General features: G+C 75.0%; 17 protein-coding genes. 6 read left to right on the top strand and 11 right to left on the bottom strand.

Translation table 11 applies throughout. The features are described from left to right. Positions 1–137 precede the first annotated feature (137 nt). Complete coding sequence (locus GT358_RS01445) at positions 138–3,074, top strand: hypothetical protein (protein ID WP_371416203.1); 2,937 nt, start codon at positions 138–140, stop codon at positions 3,072–3,074. 23 nt (positions 3,075–3,097) lie between these two features. Here GT358_RS01445 and cobT read toward each other — a convergent pair whose 3' ends face one another. Further along, complete coding sequence (gene cobT, locus GT358_RS01450) at positions 3,098–4,111, bottom strand: nicotinate-nucleotide--dimethylbenzimidazole phosphoribosyltransferase (RefSeq protein WP_166581063.1); 1,014 nt, start codon at positions 4,109–4,111, stop codon at positions 3,098–3,100. A 63-nt stretch (positions 4,112–4,174) separates the two neighbouring features. On the opposite strand from cobT, the gene GT358_RS01455 reads away from it, so the two are divergent. Further along, entirely contained in the window at positions 4,175–4,951 is a 777-nt protein-coding gene (locus GT358_RS01455; RefSeq protein ID WP_166580785.1) for an adenosylcobinamide-GDP ribazoletransferase, read from the top strand. Positions 4,952–4,961: 10 nt separating this feature from the next. Here the strand turns inward: GT358_RS01455 and GT358_RS01460 are convergent, their stop codons facing one another. After that, a complete protein-coding gene (locus GT358_RS01460) occupies positions 4,962–5,285 on the bottom strand; it encodes a 2Fe-2S iron-sulfur cluster-binding protein (RefSeq protein WP_166580786.1) in 324 nt (107 codons plus the stop codon). A gap of 160 nt (positions 5,286–5,445) precedes the next feature. On the opposite strand from GT358_RS01460, the gene GT358_RS01465 reads away from it, so the two are divergent. Then, positions 5,446–5,964, top strand: coding sequence for a peptidoglycan-binding domain-containing protein (locus GT358_RS01465; protein WP_166580787.1), 519 nt, complete (start codon positions 5,446–5,448; stop codon positions 5,962–5,964). A gap of 46 nt (positions 5,965–6,010) precedes the next feature. On the opposite strand, the gene GT358_RS01470 is transcribed toward GT358_RS01465, so the two are convergent. The 6 genes from GT358_RS01470 to rpiA all read right to left on the bottom strand — a co-directional run bounded on the left by GT358_RS01470 (position 6,011) and on the right by rpiA (position 12,677). Further along, entirely contained in the window at positions 6,011–7,555 is a 1,545-nt protein-coding gene (locus GT358_RS01470) for a Do family serine endopeptidase (protein ID WP_166580788.1), read from the bottom strand. A 105-nt stretch (positions 7,556–7,660) separates the two neighbouring features. Beyond that, on the bottom strand, positions 7,661–7,867 hold the full coding sequence (locus GT358_RS01475) for a DUF2065 family protein (protein WP_166580789.1): 207 nt from the start codon (positions 7,865–7,867) through the stop codon (positions 7,661–7,663). 18 nt (positions 7,868–7,885) lie between these two features. Further along, positions 7,886–8,995: a protease modulator HflC gene (gene hflC, locus GT358_RS01480; RefSeq protein WP_166580790.1), complete on the bottom strand. Its 1,110-nt coding sequence runs from the start codon at positions 8,993–8,995 to the stop codon at positions 7,886–7,888. A 1-nt stretch (position 8,996) separates the two neighbouring features. After that, a complete protein-coding gene (hflK, locus tag GT358_RS01485; RefSeq protein WP_166580791.1) occupies positions 8,997–10,316 on the bottom strand; it encodes an FtsH protease activity modulator HflK in 1,320 nt (439 codons plus the stop codon). Between the two features lie 154 nt (positions 10,317–10,470). Next, positions 10,471–11,883, bottom strand: coding sequence for an FAD-dependent oxidoreductase (locus GT358_RS01490; protein ID WP_166580792.1), 1,413 nt, complete (start codon positions 11,881–11,883; stop codon positions 10,471–10,473). Positions 11,884–11,888: 5 nt separating this feature from the next. Further along, positions 11,889–12,677, bottom strand: coding sequence for a ribose-5-phosphate isomerase RpiA (gene rpiA / locus GT358_RS01495; protein WP_166580793.1), 789 nt, complete (start codon positions 12,675–12,677; stop codon positions 11,889–11,891). Between the two features lie 130 nt (positions 12,678–12,807). Here rpiA and GT358_RS01500 point away from each other — a divergent pair, with 130 nt between their 5' ends. Together GT358_RS01500 and GT358_RS01505 are read left to right on the top strand one after the other, a co-directional pair. Next, positions 12,808–13,509: a glutathione S-transferase family protein gene (locus tag GT358_RS01500; protein ID WP_166580794.1), complete on the top strand. Its 702-nt coding sequence runs from the start codon at positions 12,808–12,810 to the stop codon at positions 13,507–13,509. Then, positions 13,509–14,882 (top strand): L-serine ammonia-lyase, encoded by a 1,374-nt coding sequence (locus GT358_RS01505; RefSeq protein ID WP_166580795.1) that lies wholly within the window; start codon positions 13,509–13,511, stop codon positions 14,880–14,882. Before GT358_RS01500 ends, GT358_RS01505 begins: the two co-directional genes overlap by 1 nt. 9 nt (positions 14,883–14,891) lie before the next feature. Here the strand turns inward: GT358_RS01505 and GT358_RS01510 are convergent, their stop codons facing one another. The 3 genes from GT358_RS01510 to GT358_RS01520 form a co-directional block, all read right to left on the bottom strand. Further along, the gene (locus GT358_RS01510; protein WP_166580796.1) at positions 14,892–16,805 is read right to left on the bottom strand and encodes a DUF4139 domain-containing protein; all 1,914 of its coding nucleotides are present in this window, start codon (positions 16,803–16,805) and stop codon (positions 14,892–14,894) included. Positions 16,806–16,888: 83 nt separating this feature from the next. Then, complete coding sequence (locus tag GT358_RS01515) at positions 16,889–17,851, bottom strand: alpha/beta fold hydrolase (RefSeq protein WP_371416189.1); 963 nt, start codon at positions 17,849–17,851, stop codon at positions 16,889–16,891. Between the two features lie 6 nt (positions 17,852–17,857). Further along, positions 17,858–18,148, bottom strand: coding sequence for an SCP2 sterol-binding domain-containing protein (locus tag GT358_RS01520; RefSeq protein WP_166580797.1), 291 nt, complete (start codon positions 18,146–18,148; stop codon positions 17,858–17,860). A 61-nt stretch (positions 18,149–18,209) separates the two neighbouring features. On the opposite strand from GT358_RS01520, the gene GT358_RS01525 reads away from it, so the two are divergent. Then, entirely contained in the window at positions 18,210–18,833 is a 624-nt protein-coding gene (locus GT358_RS01525; RefSeq protein WP_243730640.1) for a hypothetical protein, read from the top strand. The last annotated feature ends 2 nt before the right edge of the window (positions 18,834–18,835 follow it).

The raw sequence follows: 18,835 nt of genomic DNA on the forward strand, positions 1-18,835 counted from the left end.
CCCGACCTTCGGCGGGAAACGCGCCGACGGCAAGACGCAGAGCGGCCGCCCTGCGCATGGGCGGGAACTCGCCCCGCGGTGGAAAGGCTCCGCTTGCCTGTTCCGCCCCCGCCCCTTGGGTGCTAAGCCGCTTGACGATGAGTCCCGATTTCGCCCTGTCGCTCTCGTTCGAGGGCATCCGCCTCTACGGTCGCACGCCCGAAGGGTGGCGCGAACTGGACCACGTGCCGCTCGACGCGCCGGATCTGGGCCGGCGGCTCGCAGCGCTGCGCACGCTGGCGCAGACCCGCGCGCCGGAGGGATTCGCCACCCGCGTCGTGCTGCCGGACGAGCAGATCCGCTATCTCGCCCTCGGGACGCCCGAGGCCGGCGAGGCAGAGGCGCGGCAGGCGCTGGAGGGGCTGACCCCCTACCCCGTGTCCGATCTGGTGGTGGACCATCTGCCCGGCGCCGGCGTGACCCATGTCGCCGCCATCGCCCGCGAGACCCTGGACGAAGCCGAGGCCTTTGCCCGCGACAACGGCCTCGCGCCCGCCTGCTTCGTGGCCTGGCCCGATCCGTCGGTCTTTCCCGGCGAGGCGTTCTTCGGCCCCGCGGCAGGAACCACCGGGGTCGCGCGGGAGACGCGCCTGCCCGTTCTGGGCCCCCTCGCGGCGGCAGAGGCCGGGGCGCCCGGGGCGGTCCCGCCGCCCGGAGCGGATGCAGCGGGCGGCGAGCCTCCGGCCGCTGCCCCCGGGGCGAGCCTGCCCGAGCCGGGCGGGGCCCCGGATGCCGGGGACGGCGAGGCGCCGGACGCGGCCGGGGCGAGGGCCGGAGAGGCGGAGGCAGACGAACCCCCGGCCGAGAAACCCCCTTCCGGCGAGCCCCCCTCGGACGAGCCCCCGGCCGGGGGGCCCCGGCCCGAGGCGGCAGCGGACGGGACCGGCAGCCCGCCTCCGGTGCCGGACGAGGCGGCCGACACGGCAGCGCCGGAACCCGAACCGATCTTCGCCTCGCATGCGCCCCCGATCCGCGGACCCGCGGCGTCGGGCGCGGGTTCGTGGGCCATCCGGGCGGCCGCCGCTCCGGCCGAGTCGCCCTCCGCCGCGCCGCTTTCCCCGCCGCCCCCGCCGCGACCGGCGGCGCGCTCGCCCGTCCAGCCCGGCCGCCGCGCGACCCCGCAGCGACCGCCCGAGGGGGTCCCCTTGGCCGAGACGGAACGGCTGACGATCTTCGGGGCGCGCAAGAAGGCCCCGCCCCCGCCGCGACGCAGCCGCTCGCTCGGGCTCGTGCTCACGGCGGTGCTCCTTCTCGTGATGCTGGCGGTCGGGGTCCTGGCGGCCGTGGGCGAGGGCGGGCTCACCGCGCTCCTGCGCCGCGACGCGCCGCCGGCCGTCGCCGCAATCGCGCCGCAGGACTCCCCCGCTCCGCCCCCCGCCGCGGCCGAGGACGGGGGGGCGCTCGCGGCCCTGCCCCCGCCGGATGCCGCGCCTTCGGCCCCTGCCGTCGCCGAGACGGCCACACCGGCTGCCGCGACCGCCGTCCTGTCGCTCGACGAGCCCGCTCCGGCCGAAAGCCTGTCCGGCGGCGCGCTGGTCACCCCGGAGGAGGCCGAGCGCGTCTATGCCGCCACCGGCGTCTGGCTGCGCCCGCCGCGCCTGCCGCTCAGGCCCGAAGGCGATGCAGGCCCGCGCCTGGCCGCCGCCCTGGCCGCCGACAAGGGGCTGATGACGCTGCCGGCGCTGCCGCAGGTCCCCGCCCGGCCGGCCCCCGATGCGGCGATCGCCCCCCAGCCCGACCCGCCGCCCCCCGGAACGATGTGGGACCTGGACGAGCGGGGCTTCGTCCGCGCCCTGCCCGAGGGCGCCCTTGCGCCCTCGGGCGCGCTGGTCTTCGCGGGCCGCCCCGGTGCCGTCCCGCCCACCCGGCCGGGGACGGCCGCGCCGCCGGAGTCCGAGGCTGCGCCCGGTGCAGAGGCCGAAGCGCCCTGGCTCAACGCCATGGCCGCGCCGCCGGGGCGGCGGCCTGCACCGCGGCCGGCCGATCGTCCCTCGCCCGCACCGGAGGGAACGGCCCTCGCCGAGGCGGATGCCGGCCCGGCTGCCCCCCCCGCCGAGGCGTTGTCCGGGGACTCGCTTGCTCCCGGGGACGCGCTGGCCGCCCTGGTCGAGGAGCCTGCCGGGGACGAGACTCCGGCGCCCGGCCTTCTGGCCTTTGCCGCTCAGCCGGGACCGGGCGGGGTCTCGCTCGACGGGCTGCGGCCGCCCGAGCGTCCCGACGGACTGGCCCCGGACGCGGCGGTGCCGGTGGCGACCGCCTTTGCGGGACCCCGTCCCCCCCTCCGCCCCGAGGGCCTTGCACCCTCCGCAACGGCCGAGGCGCCGGCCCAGCCTGCGGCGGCCGAACCGCCGGTGGACATCGCTGCCGCCGCCGTGGCCGCCGCGCTCGCCTCCGCGCCCCCGACGCCGCCCACCGCCCCGGAGCCGCCGCCGCAGCCCGCTCCCGCCGCCGCCCCGGCACCCGATCTCCAGAGCACGCTCGCCGCCATCGTGCAGGGCGCGCCCGATCCGCTGGTGGGCGCCACGCGGCAGGCCGTGCCGCGGGCCCGGCGACCGGACACGCGGCCCCGCAACTTCGACCGCGTGGTGGCGGACCAGCTGGCCCGGATCGCCAGCGCCCAGCAGGCCGCCCAGCAGGCCGCCGCCCGTCAGCAGGCCGCCGCGCAGCCGCGCGCGAGCCAGCAGGCACCCGCAGCCGGCAGCGTCGGAACCCGCGGGCTCGAGCCGCACGAACTGGCCGAGAGCGAGCCCGAGGCCGTCAGCGCGGCGGCGGCCATCCCCACCGGCCCGACAACGACCACCGTGGCGCGCGCCGCCACCTTCCAGGACGCCATCCGCCTGCGCGAGATCAACCTGATCGGCGTCTATGGTCAGCCCAACGCGCGCCGGGCGCTGATCCGCATGGGCAACGGACGCTATGTGCGCGTGGGCGTGGGCGACCGGTTCGAGGGCGGACAGATTACCGCCATCGGCGACAACGCCCTGAACTATGTCGTGCGCGGGCGGACCTATGCCCTCGTGATCCCGGGGCGCTAGGAGCCCGCGCCAGGGGGCGGCGCTCAGGGGCCGATTCCCGCCTCGGCAAAGGTCGCCATGCCGCTCTGACAGGCGCAGGCAGCGCGCAGGACCCCGAGGGCAAGCGCCCCGCCCGTCCCCTCGCCCAGCCGCATCTCCAGCGACAGGATCGGCTCTAGGCCCAGCGCCGCCAGAAGCCGGCCATGGGCCGCCTCGGCGCTGCGATGCCCGGCCACCGCGTGATCGAGGGCGCCCGGCGCGGACCGGGCCAGGACCAGGGCTGCGGCCGAGCAGATGAACCCGTCGAGGACCACCGGCACGCCTCGCAGCCGCGCCGCTGCCATTGCCCCGGCCATGGCTGCCACCTCGCGGCCGCCGAGGCAGCGCAGCGCCTCCAGCGCGTCGCCGCGCGCCGAGGGGTTGGCGTCGAGGCCCGCCTGCACGGCGCGGGCCTTCCGCGCGAGGCCTTCCTTGTCCACGCCCGAGCCCCGGCCCACCCACTCCTCCGCGCGGCCGTCGAGCAGCGCGGCGCAGAGCGCGGCCGCCGAGGTGGTGTTGCCGATGCCCATCTCGCCGGTCACGAGAATGTCGGTGCCGGGCCGCAGCGCCTCCCAGCCCGTGCGCAGGGCCGCGACGCACTCGGTCTCGGTCATGGCGGGCCCGGTGGTGAAGTCGGCCGTGGGGCGGTCGAGGTCCAGCGCCACCACCGTCAGTTCCGCCCCCACCGTGTCCGCGATCCGGTTGATGGCCGCGCCGCCGCGCGCGAAGTTCTCCACCATCAGCGCCGTCACGGCCGCCGGAAAGGCGGACACGCCCTGCGCCACGACGCCGTGATTGCCGGCAAACAGCGCCACCTGCGGCGAGCGGATCGCGGGCCGGTCCGTGCCCTGCCACCCTGCCAGCCAGATCGCCAGCGCCTCGAGCCGCCCGAGCGCGCCGGGCGGCTTGGTAAGCTGGGCGTTGCGGGCCAGGGCCGCCTCCCGCGCGCGCGGGTCGGGGGCGGGTGCGCCCTGCAGGAGGGCGCGGAAGTCCTGAAGCGTCGAGAACGGGGGCATGATCGTCCCTTGCTGGCGTCGAGTCGGGCCGGGCATAACCGGCCCGCAGAAGACGGACCATTCCGGATGAGACATCCCGACCCGCCCGCCCGTCAGGACTGGCCCCCTCGGCCCGGCGATCCGGTCGAGGCGCTGGCGCTGCTCACGCGGCTGCCGGTCGGACGCTGGCACCGTGCCCCGCGGGGGGCCGCCGCCGCCTGGGCATGGCCGCTCGCCGGCGCGATCGTCGGCGGTCTGGCGGGCGCGTCGGGCTGGGCGGCGCTGGCGTTGGGCCTGCCGCCGGGGGCGGCGGCGGCGCTGGCGCTGGGGGTCGGGGCACTGCTCACCGGCGCCCTGCACGAGGACGGCCTGGCCGATTGCGCCGACGGGCTGGGCGGCGGCCGCGACCGGACCCACGCCCTCTCCATCATGGCCGACAGCCGGATCGGCAGCTTCGGCGCCGTGGCGCTCGGCCTGACCCTGCTGCTGCGCTGGAGCCTCGTCGCGTCGCTTCTGGCCGGGGGCGCGGGCTGGGGGGCCCTGGTCGCCGCCGGCGCGATCAGCCGCTGGCCCATGGCCCTGCTGCTCTGGGCGCTGCCGCCCGCCCGCGACGGGGGCCTTGCGCGCGGGATCGGCCGGCCGGGGACGCCGACGCTCGTGCTCGGAGGGGCGCTCGCCCTGGGGCTCGGCCTTCTGGCGGCCGGTCCGGCGGCGGCGGCGGCGATGCTCGCGGCCGGGCTGTGGGCCCTGATCTGGACCTGGCGCGTGCGCGTGCGCCTTGGGGGACAGACCGGGGACGCCTGCGGCGCCGCCCAGCAGGGCGCCGAGATCGCCGTTCTTCTCGTACTGGCCGCGCGGGTCTAGGGGCGCGCCTTCAGATCTGCCGCTCGGGCATCTGGACCCGCAGCCCGTCGAGCGCATCCGTCACGCGGATCTGGCAGGTCAGGCGCGACCGCACCGGGTCGGGCTCCCAGGCGAAGTCCAGCATGTCCTGCTCCATCGCCTCCTTGGGCGGCAGCCGGTCCACCCATTCGGGGTCCACATAGACATGGCAGGTCGAACAGGCACAGGCGCCCCCGCAATCGGCCTCGATGCCGGGGATGCCGTTGTCCCGGGCGCCTTCCATGACGGTCAGCCCGTTGGGCACGTCCACAACATGTTCGCGGCCGCCATGCTCGACATAGGTGATGCGGGCCATGCCTCTGCCTTCCGTGCTGCGCCTCGGCGCTCTCTCTAGCCCGCCGATCCGAAGGGTTCCAGAGCCGCGGCGACGGGGTGTGGGACAGAGGCGACAGCGGCGCCCGTCCGTCCGCGCCGCCCGTTGCGGGCGGGCTGTCCCTCCCGCTAGCGTCCGGCACATGAGGGGCGCGGTCGTCCTTTCGCTGCTCTGCGCGACCGCCGGCTGCGCCACCACGCCGGCCGGGGGGCCGCCCGTCCCGGCCTTCGCGGAGGCCGAGATCCGGCCCGATCCGGAGGGCCGGTGCTGGGGACGGGACGTTGCCCCCGCCGTCATCGAGACCGTCACCGTCCAGGAACAGGCCAGTCCGCCCGTGTTCGGGCCCGACGGGACGGTGATCGCCCCCGCCACCTATCGCAGCGTCATCCGCCAGCAGATCGCGCGGGAGCGCCGGGAAGTCGCCTTCGAGACGCTGTGCCCGCCCAGCTACACGACCGAGTTCGTCGAATCGCTCCAGCGTGCGCTGGCTGCGCGCGGCTACTACCGCGGCGAGGTGGACGGAAGGATGAGCGCGGCGCTCCGACGCGCGGTGCAGGACTTCCAGCGGCGGGACGGGCCGGACAGTCCGCTCCTGTCGCTCGACTCGGCCCGGCGGCTCGGCCTTGTCGCCCTCTCGCGCGAGGAGATCGAGCGGCTCTGAGCGCCCGTGCCGCCGCGGGGCGCCCGAAGGCGCCCCGCGCGATGGGCTACTCCGTCAGGCTCAGCGCGACGAAGCGCGGCTCGCCGGCCCGGCGGATCAGCACGAGGAGCGACCGACGCCCCGCCTCGCGCGCGGCCTCGACCGCCGCCTCGAACTCGGCGATGGAGGCGACCGGCTGCTGCCCCGCCTCGGTGATGAGGTCGCCGGGCTGGAGCCCCTTGTCGGCCGCATCCGAGATCGGATCGACCGCGGTGACGAGCAGGCCCTGGGCGTCGTCCGGCAGGCCGTGTTCCGCCATCAGCTCGGGCGTCAGCTCCGAGAGCGACATGCCCAGAAGGTCGGCGCTGCCGGCCTCCTCGGGGTTCTGCATCGAGGCGGGCAGCGATGCGGCCTCGGCCTCCTCGCGGCGGCCCAGCGTCACCTCGATGGGCAGGATCTCCCCGCCCCGCAGCACCTCGAGCGTGACGGTCCCGCCGACGGGCGCGGAGGCGACCAGGCGGACCAGCTCGCGGGTGTCGGACACCGCCTCGCCCTCGAAGGTCAGGATGACGTCGCCGGACTCGATCCCCGCCTCGGCCGCCGGCCCTTCGGGAACGTCGGTGACCAGCGCGCCATCGGCCGAGACGAGTCCCTCGATGGCATCGACCATGTCGGGCGTGACGTCCTGGATGCGCACGCCCAGCCAGCCGCGCCGCGTCTCGCCGAACTCCTTGAGCTGCGCCACCACGTTCTCGACCACGGCCGAGGACATGGCGAAGCCGATGCCGATGGAGCCGCCGGTGGGCGACAGGATGGCGGTGTTCACGCCGATCACCTCGCCGTTCATGTTGAACAGCGGCCCGCCCGAATTGCCGCGGTTGATGGCCGCGTCGGTCTGGATGTAGTCGTCATAGGTGCCCGCCAGCGCCCGCCCGCGCGCCGAGATGATCCCGGCCGACACGGAGAAGCCCTGTCCCAGCGGGTTGCCCATCGCGATCACCCAGTCGCCGACCTCGGCACCCGGCCCGTTGCTGTCGCCGAACTCCACATGCGGCAGGTCGGTGCCCTCGACCTTGAGGAGCGCGATGTCGGTGTTGGGGTCGGTGCCCACGATCTCCGCATCCATCCGCTCGCCCGAGTAGAACTCGATCTGGATCTCGTCGGCGCCCTCGATGACGTGGTTGTTGGTCACGATGTAGCCGTCGGGCGAGATGACAAAGCCCGACCCGAGCGCCGAGGACCGCCGCGGCGTGCGGTTGGGGGCGCCGTCCCCCTCGGGCAGGCCGAAGTCGCGGAAGAACTCCTCGAAACCTTCCGGCAGGCGGGGCATGGGACCGGTGCGGCCGGCCACCAGCGTGGTCGTCGTGATGTTCACCACGGCCGGGCTGACCTGGCGGGCCAGCTCGGCAAAGCTCGGCGGACGGGTCGCGTCCGGCACCGCGAGGGGTTCGGCCGGGGTCACGGCCGTCTCGGAGGGCGCGCCCAGCTCGGCATCCTGCGCCACGAGCGGCAGGGCCAGACCCACGGCCAGCGCGGTGCCGAGCAGCAGGCCCGCGGCACGGCCGGCAGGGCGGGAACGGAGAGAATCAAGGTTCACGGACAGCTCCTTCATCGGCGGTCTGACCGCCACGGGGATCGCGGGAACGGATCGTTCCCGTCGCGGGCGAAGATCGGCAGAACGGCCCGCACTCGCAACGCAAAGCCCAGTCGCGCAGCGTCAAGACAGCGTGAGAGCACCGAGCCCCCAGGCCGCCCAGACCAGCGCCAGCCCCAGCGCGGCGGCCCCGAGGCCCACGAGACGCCGCGTCTCGGGCGGGAGGGTCCGCAGCGCGGCCAGCATCTCCTCCACCAGACGCGGAGCGAGGGCCCAGAGCAGGCCCTCGACCAGGAGAACGAGGCCGATCGCCAGAAGCGCCCAGGCCACGACCGCGGCGCCCGACCGTCAGGGCGCCACCGCCACCGCCGCCGGTTCCGCCGCCACGCCGGCCTGTTCGTCCGCAGGCGCGGAGGGCGCGACCTCGGCGGGGGCAGGCTCGAAGGCGTCGGTCACCACGTTGTCCCCCGCAGCCGGACCCGCAGCGGGCGCGGCGGCCGGTGCGGGTTCGAGGGCGGGCTCAGCCGCCGGACCCGCCGGCGGCGCGGCCGGCGCGATCGCCCCCGGCGCCGCGGCGGCAAAGCCCGTCGCACCGCCGTAGAGATATTCGAAGAAGGCGTTGTCGGGCGTCATCACCATGGTGGAGTTGGTGCCGCGCAGCGCCTGCTCGTAGGCCTGAAGGGACCGGTAGAACTGGAAGAAGGCGGGATCGGCTCCATAGGCCTCGGCGAAGATGCGGTTGGCCTCGGCATCGGCCTCGCCTCGGGTGATGTTGGCCTCGCGCTCGGCCTCCGAGACGGTCTCGATCACCGTCCGGTCGGCCAGCGCGCGCACCCGCTGTGCGGCCTCGTTGCCGCGCGCGATCTCGTCGGCGGCCTCGCGCTCGCGCTCCGCCCGCATCCGGGCGAACGTCGCCTCCAGGTTCTGCGCCGGCAGGTTGGTCTGCTTGAGGCGCACGTCCACGATGGCGATGCCGAGGTTCGCCGCCTCGCGCTGGGCACCGTCGCGGATGCGGCGGCTCAGCTCGGCGCGCTGCTCGGACAGGATGACGTCCGAGGTGACCTGGTCGGCCCCCAGGACCTCGCGGATCTGGGCGTTCAGGATGGCGCTCAGGCGGTCCTGCGCGATGGCGACGCCGCCCACGCCGACGGCCTGGCGGAACCGCACCACGTCCGCGATGCGGTAGCGCGCGAAGGCGTCCACGATCAGGCGCCGGTCGTCGGCGGGCGTGACCTCGATCGTCTCCGTGTCGAGCCCCAGGATGCGGCCGTCGTAATAGACCACCTCCTGGATGAGGGGCAGCTTGAAGTAGAGGCCGGGATCCTCGCGGACCTGCCGGATCTGGCCGAACTGGAGGACCAGGGCCTTCTGCCGCTCGTCCACCACGAAGATGGAGGACATCAGGATCACGAAGGCCACCACGGCGAGGGCCACGAGGGCGGTGAGGGATCGGCGCATCTCAGTTCCCTCCGGTCGAGGCGGGCGTGGCGGCAGCGGCCGAGGCGCCGGTGCCCTGCTGGGGCTGGAGGCCCGGCGCCGCGGCGGGCGGTGCGGGCTGGGGCTGGGCGGCGGCGCCCGCCTGCCCGGCCGTTCCGCCCGAGGGCATGCGGACCATGTCGTTCAGCGGCAGGAAGGGGACGACGCCGGTTCCACCGTTCCCGTTGCCGCCGCCGGCCACCGCCGGATCGAGGATGATCTTGCCCACGTCGCCCAGCACGCGCTCCATGGTCTCGATGTAGAGACGCTCGCGCGTGACCTCCTGGGCATTGCGGTATTCGGCCAGGACGGCCGAGAACCGGCTCGCCTGCCCCAGCGCGTCGTTGATCGTGCGCGCGCGGTAGGCCTCGGCCTCCTCGATGATCTGCGCGGCCTGACCGCGGCTTTCGGCGAGCACGCGGTTGGCGTAGGCGTCGGCCTGCCGCTGGAGGCGGTCGCGCTCCTGCTCGGCGGCCTGAACGGCGCGGAAGGCGTCGATCACCTCGGCCGGCGGGTCCGCGCGGTCCAGGTTGACCCGCAGGATGCGGATGCCCGACCGGTAGGCGTCCAGCGTGGCCTGGATGCGCTCGCGCGCCGTGTCGGCGATGATGCCCCGGTCGCGGTTGAGGATGGGGGCGAGGTTGGACGCCGCCATGATCTCGCGCATGACCGACTCGGACACGGCGCGCACGGTCAGTTCCGGGTCGCGGATGTTGAACAGCAGCTGCTCGGGATCGGCGACGTTCCAGACCACCTGAAAGCCGATGTCCACGATGTTGGCGTCCGTGGTCAGCATCAGGCCCGATTCCTCGGCCCGTGCCGCGGCGGTCGTGGGCGCGGCATTGGCCCCCAGCGCCTCCGTGCGTTCGGACGTGACGTTGATGACGGTGTAGGTGACGAGCGGCCAGGGGGCGAAGTTCAGCCCCGGTTCGCCGACATTGTAGGCCTGTCCCAGGAACAGCTCGACCGAGCGCTCCTCGGGACGGACCGTGTAGAACGACATGAAGGCCCAGAGCACCACGAGGCCGAGCACGCCCAGAAGGACCGTCCCGCGCGTCACGAGCGGACCGCCCTGCTGGGGCGGCGGGGTGCCGGGACCCCCGGTTCCGCGGCCGCCCATCAGCACGCGAAGCTGCTCGCGGCCGCGGTTCACCAGCTTGTCGATTTCGGGGATCGCGGGCGGTTCCCCCGGCCTGCGCGGCGGGCGCCGGTCCTCCGGAAAGCGGTCGTCATCGCCTCCGCCTCCGCCCCCGCCGAAAGGCCCGCGGCCGCCACCGCCGCCCCAAGGTCCGCCATTGGCCATGCGTTCCCCCTCCTTGCCTGCTCCTAGCTGGTCATCCCCGGGGCAAAAGGCAACCCCGGATCGCCCCGCTTCACGGCCCTGCGCGCGGGGCGGGCGGGCCGCGCACGGCCGCGTCAGCCCCCTTTCGCGCAGGGGGCAGCGTCATGCCGACGCCTCAGGCGCGCCGCACCGGCTCGCGCAGGGTGACCATCTCCTCCGCCATCGTCGGATGGACCGCGATCGTCCGGTCGAAATCCTCCTTGGTGGCTCCCATCCGCACCGCGATCGCCGCGAGCTGGATCATCTCGCCCGCGTCGGGTGCGACGATGTGCACGCCCAGGACGCGGCGCGTCTCGCGGCTGACGACCAGCTTCATCAGCACCCTGTCGGGCCGCTCGGCAAAGGCGGTGCGCAGCGGGCGGAACGAGGTGGCATAGATCTCCACCGGCTCGCGCTCGCGCGCCTCCTCCTCCGTCAGGCCCACCGTGCCCAGTTCGGGCTGCGTGAACACCGCCGAGGCGAGCGCCTCGTGGTCCACCGGCGTGGGCTTGCCGCCGAACACCGTCTCGGCAAAGGCCATGGCGTCGCGGATGGCCACCGGCGTCAGGGCCGGCCGGTCGGTCGCGTCACCGATGGCATAGACCGAGGGCACCGCCGTCTGGGAATAGCGATCGACCTCCACATGGCCCCGTCGCCCCAGCCGGACCCCGATCTCCTCGAGACCGAGCCCTTTCGTGCTGGGCGCGCGGCCGGTGGCGAACAGCACGGCGTCGAAGACCTGCTCAGCGCCATGCGTGGGCTTGACCTTCACGGGACCGTCCGAGGGCCCCTCCGGCTCCGGCGGCCGCTCGCCCGCGGGCAGGTCGAACACGGCGTCCGGTCCGCCCAGGCACAGCAGGTCCGTGCCCACATGGAGCGACACGCCGCGCTCCTGCAGCGCCTCGGCCACCAGGCCGCGCGCCTCGTCGTCGAAGCCGCGCAGGATCTGCGCGCCGCGATAGAACTGCGTCACCTGCACGCCCAGACCGGCAAAGATGCCCGCCATCTCGCAGGCGATGTAGCCCCCGCCGACGATGAGCAGCGATCGCGGCAGCCGGTCGAGCGTGAACATGTCGTCCGAGACGAGGCCCAGCGCCGCGCCCGGAATGTCGGGCCGGACCGGATGCCCCCCCGTCGCCACCAGGACATGCGCCGCGCTGACGCGGCCGCCGTCCTCGAGCCGGACGGTATGGGGGTCCTCCAGCACGGCGCGGGTGGGGTGGATCGTCACCCCGGACCCCTCGAGGAGGCGCCGGTAGACCCCCTCCAGCCGGTCGAGCTCGGCATCGAGCCGCGCGCGGAACGTCTCCCACGAGAAGGCGCCGTCCCCAAGCGTCCAGCCATAGCCCGGCGCCAGGTCCAGCGTCTCGCGGAACTGGGAGGCAAAGACCATGATCTTCTTGGGCACGCAGCCCCGGATGACGCAGGTGCCGCCCAGCCGGCTCTGCTCGGCCAGCGCGACGCGCGCGCCCCGGGCCGCGGCCATGCGCGCCGCGCGCACACCCCCCGAGCCGCCTCCGATCACGAACAGATCGACGTCAAAGGCCATGGCGCTCACTCCGCCACATCGGTGAAGATGTTGTCGGTCTCGTCGAAGGCGATGCGCCCGTCGTCGCGCAGCTCGCCCCCCGCCTCCTGCACCTCCACCCGTCCGTCGCCATGGCCGATCACCAGCATGTCGCAGATGTCGAGAAAGAGCCCGTTCTCCACCACTCCGGGAATCTGGTTGAGCACCAGGCTGAGCTGGCGCGGATTGCCGATCCGGTTGAGGTGGCAGTCGATGATGTGATGTCCCTCGTCGGTGACAAAGGGCATGTCGCCGTTCATCCGCAGGCTGGTCGTGCGCCCCAGCACGTCCATGCCCACCAGCACCTCCTCGATGAGCGCACGGGTGGCCGGCCAGCCGAAGGGGATCACCTCCACCGGCAGCGGGAAGGCCCCCAGCGCGACCACCCGCTTGGCGGCATCGGCGATCACCACCATCCGGTCCGAGGCGGTGGCGACGATCTTCTCCTGCAGGAGCGCGCCGCCGCCGCCCTTGATGAGGTTGAGCGACCCGTCCACCTCGTCCGCCCCGTCGATGGTCAGGTCCAGCCACCGGACCTCCTCGAGCGAGGCCAGCGGGATTCCCTCGCGCCGCGCCAGCTCCGCCGTGCGCGCCGAGGTCGGCACGCCCCGCAGGCGCAGCCCCTCCTGCCGCACGCGCTCGCCCAGGCAGCGCACCAGCCACGCCGCGGTCGAGCCCGTCCCCAGCCCGAGCTTCATGCCGTCCTCCACCAGGGCGGCCGCGCGTCGGGCGGCAGCGAACTTCGCGCGGTCGAGGGGCGAAAGCGTCGGGGACATGGGCGGGCACTCCGGTCGGGACGGCGAAGCTATAGGCCAGCGTCCCGGCGGGGGCGAGTCCCCGGCCGTTTCCTCCCCCAAGCGTCGCTTTTCCGCGCGCGCCTGCCGCCCTCGCGGTCATCGTCGCGCCATGCCGCCGCCCCTCCGCCTCCACTACGCGCCCGACAACGCTTCGCTCTGCGTGCGCCTCGCGCTGCTGCGCGCGGGCGTGCCCTTCGCCACCGTCCTCGTGGACCGTCGAGCCCGCGGGCAGGACAGCCCGGCCTTCCGCGCGATCAACCCCCACGGCCTCATCCCCGCGCTCGAAACGCCCCAGGGCCCTCTGTTCGAGACCGGCGCCATCCTGCTCTGGATCGCCGACCGTCACGGCGCGGGCCTCGCCCCGGCCCCCGGCGAGGCGGACCGCGGCCTCGTGCTGTCCTGGCTGTTCTGGCTCTCCAACAGCCTGCATCCGGCGCTCCGCATCCTGTTCTATCCCGATCGTCACGTCGCGGGCGACACCGCCCGCCTCGTCCTGCGCACGCGCGAGAGGGTGGGCGCGATGCTCCACACGCTCGAGGACCGCGCGCCCGACCTGACCGCCTGGCTCGGCGCGCCGGAGGGGCCTTCCGTCCTCGACTGCTATCTCTGCCCGATGCTGCGATGGCTCGCGCTCTACCCGGTGGACGCGCGCGGCTGGTTCGACCTCGCCCGCTGGCCCCGCCTTCTCGATGTCGCGCGCCGGATGGACGACCGCCCCGAGACGGCCGCCGCCGCGCGGGCCGAGGGCCTCGGGCCGCGGCCCTTCTCCGCCCCCGCCCTCCCCGACCCTCCCGAAGGGAGTGCCACCTGATGTTCCTCTCCGTGTTCGACATGTTCAAGGTCGGGATCGGCCCCTCGTCCTCGCACACGATGGGGCCCATGGTCGCCGCCGCGCGCTTTCTCGACCACCTGCGCGCCCAGCCCTTCCGCCCCGCGGGGCTGCGCGCCTCGCTCCACGGCTCGCTCGCCTTCACCGGCGCGGGCCATGCCACCGACCGCGCGGTGATCCTCGGCTTCGCGGGCTTCCTGCCCGAGAGCTACGACGCCGACCGCGCCGAGGCCGCGCTCGCCCGCATCCGCGCCGAACGGCTCGTCGAACCCCCCGGCCTGCCGCCGCTCCGCTTCGACCCCGAGGCCGACCTGCGCTTCGACTACGGCCCCCCGCTGCCCGGCCATGCCAACGGCCTGATCCTGCGGGCCACCGACGCGCAGGGCGACGTTCTTGTGGAGGAGACCTACTATTCCATCGGCGGCGGCTTCGTGCTGACCGCTGACGAACTCGCCCGGGGCCGCAAGGCCGAGGAGGGCCCCCCCGTGCCCTTTCCCTTCGACACCGCCGAGGCGATGCTGCGCATGGCGCGCGACTCGGGCCTCTCGATCGCCGCCATGAAGCGCGCCAACGAGCTGACCCGCACCGATCCCGCCTCGCTCGACCGCGGCCTCGCCCGCATCTGGGAGGTGATGGAGGCCTGCATCGACCGCGGCCTCTCGACCGAGGGGGTGCTGCCCGGCGGCCTCAAGGTGCGCCGCCGCGCCGCCGGGATTTACCGCGCGCTCATGGCCGAGCGCGGGCTCAACCTCACCCCGCCCCACACGATCAACGACTGGATGTCGGCCTATGCCATGGCCGTCAACGAGGAGAACGCCGCCGGCGGGCAGGTCGTCACCGCGCCCACCAACGGCGCGGCGGGCGTCGTTCCGGCCGTCATCCGCTACTGGCTCGACCACGTCCCCGGCGCGAGCCGCGCCCGCGTCGGGGACTTCCTGCTCACCGCCGCCGCCATCGGCGGGCTCGTCAAGTGGAACGCCTCCATCTCGGGCGCCGAATGCGGCTGCCAGGCCGAGGTGGGCTCGGCCTCCGCCATGGCCGCCGCCGGGCTCTGCGCCGCGATGGGTGGCACGCCCATGCAGGTGGAGAACGCCGCCGAGATCGCGCTCGAGCACCATCTCGGCATGACCTGCGACCCGGTCCGGGGCCTCGTCCAGGTCCCCTGCATCGAGAGGAACGGCCTCGGCGCGATCAAGGCGGTCTCGGCCGCCTCGCTCGCGCTCCGGGGCGACGGCACCCACCTCGTCCCCCTCGACGCGGCCATCGAGACGATGCGCCAGACCGGCGAGGACATGCACAGCAAGTACAAGGAAACCTCGCTCGGCGGGCTCGCTGTCAACGTGCCGAACTGCTGAGGGCCGCGCTCAGCCCGACAGATGCGCCTCGAGCGCCTCCCGCGCGGCCTCGACGCGCTCGCGTCCGGCCCGGACCGCCGCCTCGGCCTCCGTGACCGCCTGCTCCGCCGCCAGAAGGTCCTCCAGGAAACGGGCCTGCAGCTCCGACCCCTCCGGCACGACGGCCAGCATCGCACGGGCGCGCTCGTGCCGGGCGAGGCTGTCGTCCCGCTCGGCCTGCGCCCGGGCGAGCCCCGTTTCCGCCTCCCGCAGCGCGCGGGCGAGCGCCGCGGCCTCCTCCAGGTAGCGGCGCGTCTCCTCGTCGGCCGCCCGGCCCTGCCAGCCGAGCAGGGCCTCCTCGCCCAGGGTCGCGATCTCGACCGTCTGCTCGAAGGGATAGCGGTCGCGCACGCGCAGCACGCCCTCGCCCTCCGCCACGGGCACCGCCACGCGCAGCCAGCGCAGGCCGCCCTCGTCCTGCCGGACCGCACCGCCGGGCCCGTCGAGCACCTCCGCCTCCCAGCCCTGCGCCAGGGGATGCTCGACGATCACCTCGCCATCCCCGCCCGCGGGGGCGAGGATGCGATAGGCCACCTCGCGCACCCGTTCCTGACCGATGCGCAGGACCCCCGCCGCCGCGCGGACCGAGACCTGCCGCACCGTCTCCGAGGCGGTCTCCTCCACGCGCAGCTGCCGGTCGGTTCCATAGGCCACCGCCCGCTCCTCGCCGGGCGCCAGCAGCGGGAAGGCCGCGTCCCCCACATAGCCGCCCGCCTCGTCCGAGACGGTCATCACCCCCGCGGGCAGCCGGACGGAGAGGGTGTTGCGCACCTCCAGCACGCGCTCGGGGTTGCCGGTGCGCGTCCGCGCCTCGCCCCGCCACAGCGCCAGGTGGCGCGCCCCGAGCGGCTCGGAGAGAAAGGGCAGCGACAGCATCGCCCCGGCGGGCAGGTCCACCGGCACCCCGAGGGCAAAGCGCGAGTCGATCACCCCCTCCGCCGCCTCGGCCGCCGCCGCGACCGGCGCGGGCATGGGCGCGGCCTCCATCGCGTCCGCACCGCGCGCGGCCATCGGCGCGGCCGCCGCCGCCATGGCTGGGGCGGCCCATTCCATCGGCTCGCGCCCGCGCCAGTCGCGGCGGTGCAGCTCCGCGTCGATCGTCCGCGGGCTGCCCGAACTCAGCGTCAGCGCCACGTCCTCCCAGTCCTCGCCCGTGGCGTTCTCCACCACGGCCCAGGCCTGCAGGTCCACCGCGCCCTCGCCGCGCAGCACCGCCCGATAGGCCGTCTTCCAGGCCGGCGCCGCGATCACGTAGGACAGCGCGAAGGGCCCCTCCCCCTCCACCGCCACCGCCACCTCGCGCAGCTGCCCCCCGGCCGCCGCCCGCAGCGCGCCCAGGCCCCGCGCCAGCGCCTCCCGCACCGCCTCGTCCAGGATCACGAGCTCCGTCCCCTCGCGCAGGATGTGGCGCCGGACGCCGCCCCCGTCGCCCAGCACCGTGAGCACCGTCTGGCAGCCGCGCGCCTCCGAGCATTCCTCGGCCGCCCCCATCAGCGTGCCCTCGCGCCCGCCCGCATGGCCGGGCTCGGTCACGCGCACCCGCAGCCCCGGCACCGCGCGGACCAGCGCGCCGAGATCGGTCGCCGCCTCGGGTGGGAAGGGCAGCGCGGCAAAGGCGTCCTCCACCGGCGATTCGCCATCCAGGCTCATCCGCGCGCCCGTAATCCCCTCGCCCCGCAGGAGGAGCGACTTGAGCACGTCGTCCACGTCCCGCAGCGGCACGGAGAGGACGACGCGCCCGCCCTCCCCCTCCCGCACGATCTCGGCGAGACCCGCCTCGAAGAGCACCACCTCCCGCACGGGCGCCTCCTGCGCCAGCACGGGCAGCGCGGCGGCCAGCGCCGCCAGCGACGAGACGAAGGACAGGACGCGACGGCGGGCCATGAGGGTCTCCTCGGTTGGGTCGCCGTCTTCTTACAGCCGCGGGCGGGTCCGGCGCGACGGCGTTCGCGCGCCGTCGGCGCCCGTCAGCGCACGGAGGCGAACAGCCCCAGGATGGCCGCCAGGGCGGGTTCGCGGATCGCCGGGCGCTCCATCAGGATCTCGTGGCGCGCCCCCTCCATCTCGATCAGCCGCCCGCCCTCCCAGCGGGCAAAGCGCGCGCGGATGCGCCGGGGCTCGACCACGGCTTCCTCCGACCCGACCAGCCCCAGCGCCGGCACCGCGGGCGAGGGACACCGCGCAAGCGCGCGCATCTCCAGCAGCGCCTCGTTGAGCCAGTGGAGCGACGGCCCGCCCAGCGCCAGGTCGGGCTCCGCCTCCACCTGCCGGCGCATGTAGTCCCAGTGGTCGCGGTCGCCCGTCAGGGCGTTGCCCTCGAACGGCGCGACGAGGACATAGCTCGCCGCCGCCTGACCGGGTGCCAGGACGTGCCCCAGGCCCACGCGGCGCGCGGTCGCGCTCAGGCTCCAGGCGAAGGGCCGCACCGCGCCCCGCATCCGGATGCCCCACATCGGCGCGGAAAAGGCCGCGGCCCGCACCGGCAGCCCCTCCATCAGCGCGCGCAGCCCGATCGCGCCCCCCATCGAATGGGCGAGCAGCACCCACGGCTCCGGCAGGCCGAGACGCCGCGCATGGCCCGTCAGCGCCGCCACGTCCCGCTGGTAGTCCGCAAAGCGCCCCACATGGCCCAGCGCCCGGCCGGGCCGCAGCCGCGCCGACAATCCCTGCCCCCGCCAGTCGATCGTCAGCACGGCCCAGCCCGCGCGCCACAGATCGGCGGCGACCCGGCCGTACTTCTCGCAATACTCCGTCCGGCCCGAGAACAGCAGCACCGTCCCGCGCGGCGCGGGCGGGCTCCAGTGCACGGCACGCAGCCGCACGCCGTCGTCGGCGGCGATCAGCGCCGGACAGGCGCCGGGAGGCCCCTCGGCCAGGTCCGCGCGGAACGGGGCGGCCGGGGACGCGTCCGGCGCCGCCAGCCCCCCCACGGTCCGTCAGCCCAGAAGCGAGGCGAGCCGCATCGCCGCGCCCATGTCGCCGTCCACCGACAGCTTGCCCGTCATGAAGGCCGCCGTGGCCGAGGTCTCGCCCGACAGGATGTCGCCGAAGGTCTCGGGCGAGGCGGTCAGGGTCACGTCCGCCGGCGCCTCGCCCGCGCGCGCCCCCGCCCCGTCCACGACCACGGACCCTTCGCCCGAAAAGACGAACAGCGCCGTTCCGTCGAACCCCTTGCCCGCCAGGCGGCCGTTGAGTTCCTCCACAGCCTTGTCGATCACCGCGCTCATGCCCCGGTCCTTTCCATCATGTGAAGCCCGCCCTCTGGCATCGTCGGGCGGAGAGTCTACCATGGCGACTATGGGTCCGTGCCTCCGTCCGTTCAAATGTGCCGTCACGGCATCGCTGCTGGCGGCCCTCCCGCCCGCCCTTCTCCACGCGCAGGAGCCCGAGCCTCCGCCCGGCCTGCCTGCCGCCCCGGCCGGCGCCGCCGCACCCGACCGCGAGGCCGAGCTTCTGGCCCGCCTCGCCGCGGCCCCCGACCCCGACGCCGCGCGCCGCATCGAATCGGAACTGGCCGCGCTCTGGTCGCGCTCGGGCTCGCCCGCGCTCGACCTGCTCCTGCGGCGCGGACAGGACGCGCTGAAGGCGGGCGAGGCCGCCGCCGCGGTCGAGCACCTGACCGCCGCCATCGACCACGACCCCACCTTCGCCGAGGCCTATGTGGCCCGCGCCGCGGGCTTCTACCTGCTCAACCAGCCCGGCCCCGCCCTCGACGACCTGCGCGAGGCGCTGGTCCTCAACCCCCACCATTGGGAGGCGATGAAGGGCTTCGCGCTCCTGCTCGAGGAGATCGGCCGCCCCGAGGCCGCCCTTGAAGTCTGGCGCCGCGTGACCGAGATCAACCCGCAGGACGCCATCGCCCGCTCCTCGGCCGACCGTCTCGCCCTCTCGCTCGAAGGGCGCGCCATCTGACC

Source organism: Rubellimicrobium sp. CFH 75288, assembly GCF_009904055.1.
In the GTDB taxonomy this organism is placed as follows: domain Bacteria; phylum Pseudomonadota; class Alphaproteobacteria; order Rhodobacterales; family Rhodobacteraceae; genus Rubellimicrobium.

What these genes read in the sequence shown, in the direction of transcription:
- GT358_RS01525 (WP_243730640.1), top strand. Translation starts at nt 18,210, where the DNA reads ATGGCGACTATGGGTCCGTGCCTCCGTCCGTTCAAATGTGCCGTCACG.
- rpiA (WP_166580793.1), bottom strand. Translation starts at nt 12,677, where the DNA reads ATGTCCCCGACGCTTTCGCCCCTCGACCGCGCGAAGTTCGCTGCCGCC.
- GT358_RS01465 (WP_166580787.1), top strand. Translation starts at nt 5,446, where the DNA reads ATGAGGGGCGCGGTCGTCCTTTCGCTGCTCTGCGCGACCGCCGGCTGC.
- GT358_RS01510 (WP_166580796.1), bottom strand. Translation starts at nt 16,805, where the DNA reads ATGGCCCGCCGTCGCGTCCTGTCCTTCGTCTCGTCGCTGGCGGCGCTG.
- GT358_RS01455 (WP_166580785.1), top strand. Translation starts at nt 4,175, where the DNA reads ATGAGACATCCCGACCCGCCCGCCCGTCAGGACTGGCCCCCTCGGCCC.
- GT358_RS01460 (WP_166580786.1), bottom strand. Translation starts at nt 5,285, where the DNA reads ATGGCCCGCATCACCTATGTCGAGCATGGCGGCCGCGAACATGTTGTG.
- GT358_RS01470 (WP_166580788.1), bottom strand. Translation starts at nt 7,555, where the DNA reads ATGAAGGAGCTGTCCGTGAACCTTGATTCTCTCCGTTCCCGCCCTGCC.
- GT358_RS01490 (WP_166580792.1), bottom strand. Translation starts at nt 11,883, where the DNA reads ATGGCCTTTGACGTCGATCTGTTCGTGATCGGAGGCGGCTCGGGGGGT.
- GT358_RS01505 (WP_166580795.1), top strand. Translation starts at nt 13,509, where the DNA reads ATGTTCCTCTCCGTGTTCGACATGTTCAAGGTCGGGATCGGCCCCTCG.
- GT358_RS01520 (WP_166580797.1), bottom strand. Translation starts at nt 18,148, where the DNA reads ATGAGCGCGGTGATCGACAAGGCTGTGGAGGAACTCAACGGCCGCCTG.
- hflC (WP_166580790.1), bottom strand. Translation starts at nt 8,995, where the DNA reads ATGCGCCGATCCCTCACCGCCCTCGTGGCCCTCGCCGTGGTGGCCTTC.
- GT358_RS01445 (WP_371416203.1), top strand. Translation starts at nt 138, where the DNA reads ATGAGTCCCGATTTCGCCCTGTCGCTCTCGTTCGAGGGCATCCGCCTC.
- hflK (WP_166580791.1), bottom strand. Translation starts at nt 10,316, where the DNA reads ATGGCCAATGGCGGACCTTGGGGCGGCGGTGGCGGCCGCGGGCCTTTC.
- GT358_RS01500 (WP_166580794.1), top strand. Translation starts at nt 12,808, where the DNA reads ATGCCGCCGCCCCTCCGCCTCCACTACGCGCCCGACAACGCTTCGCTC.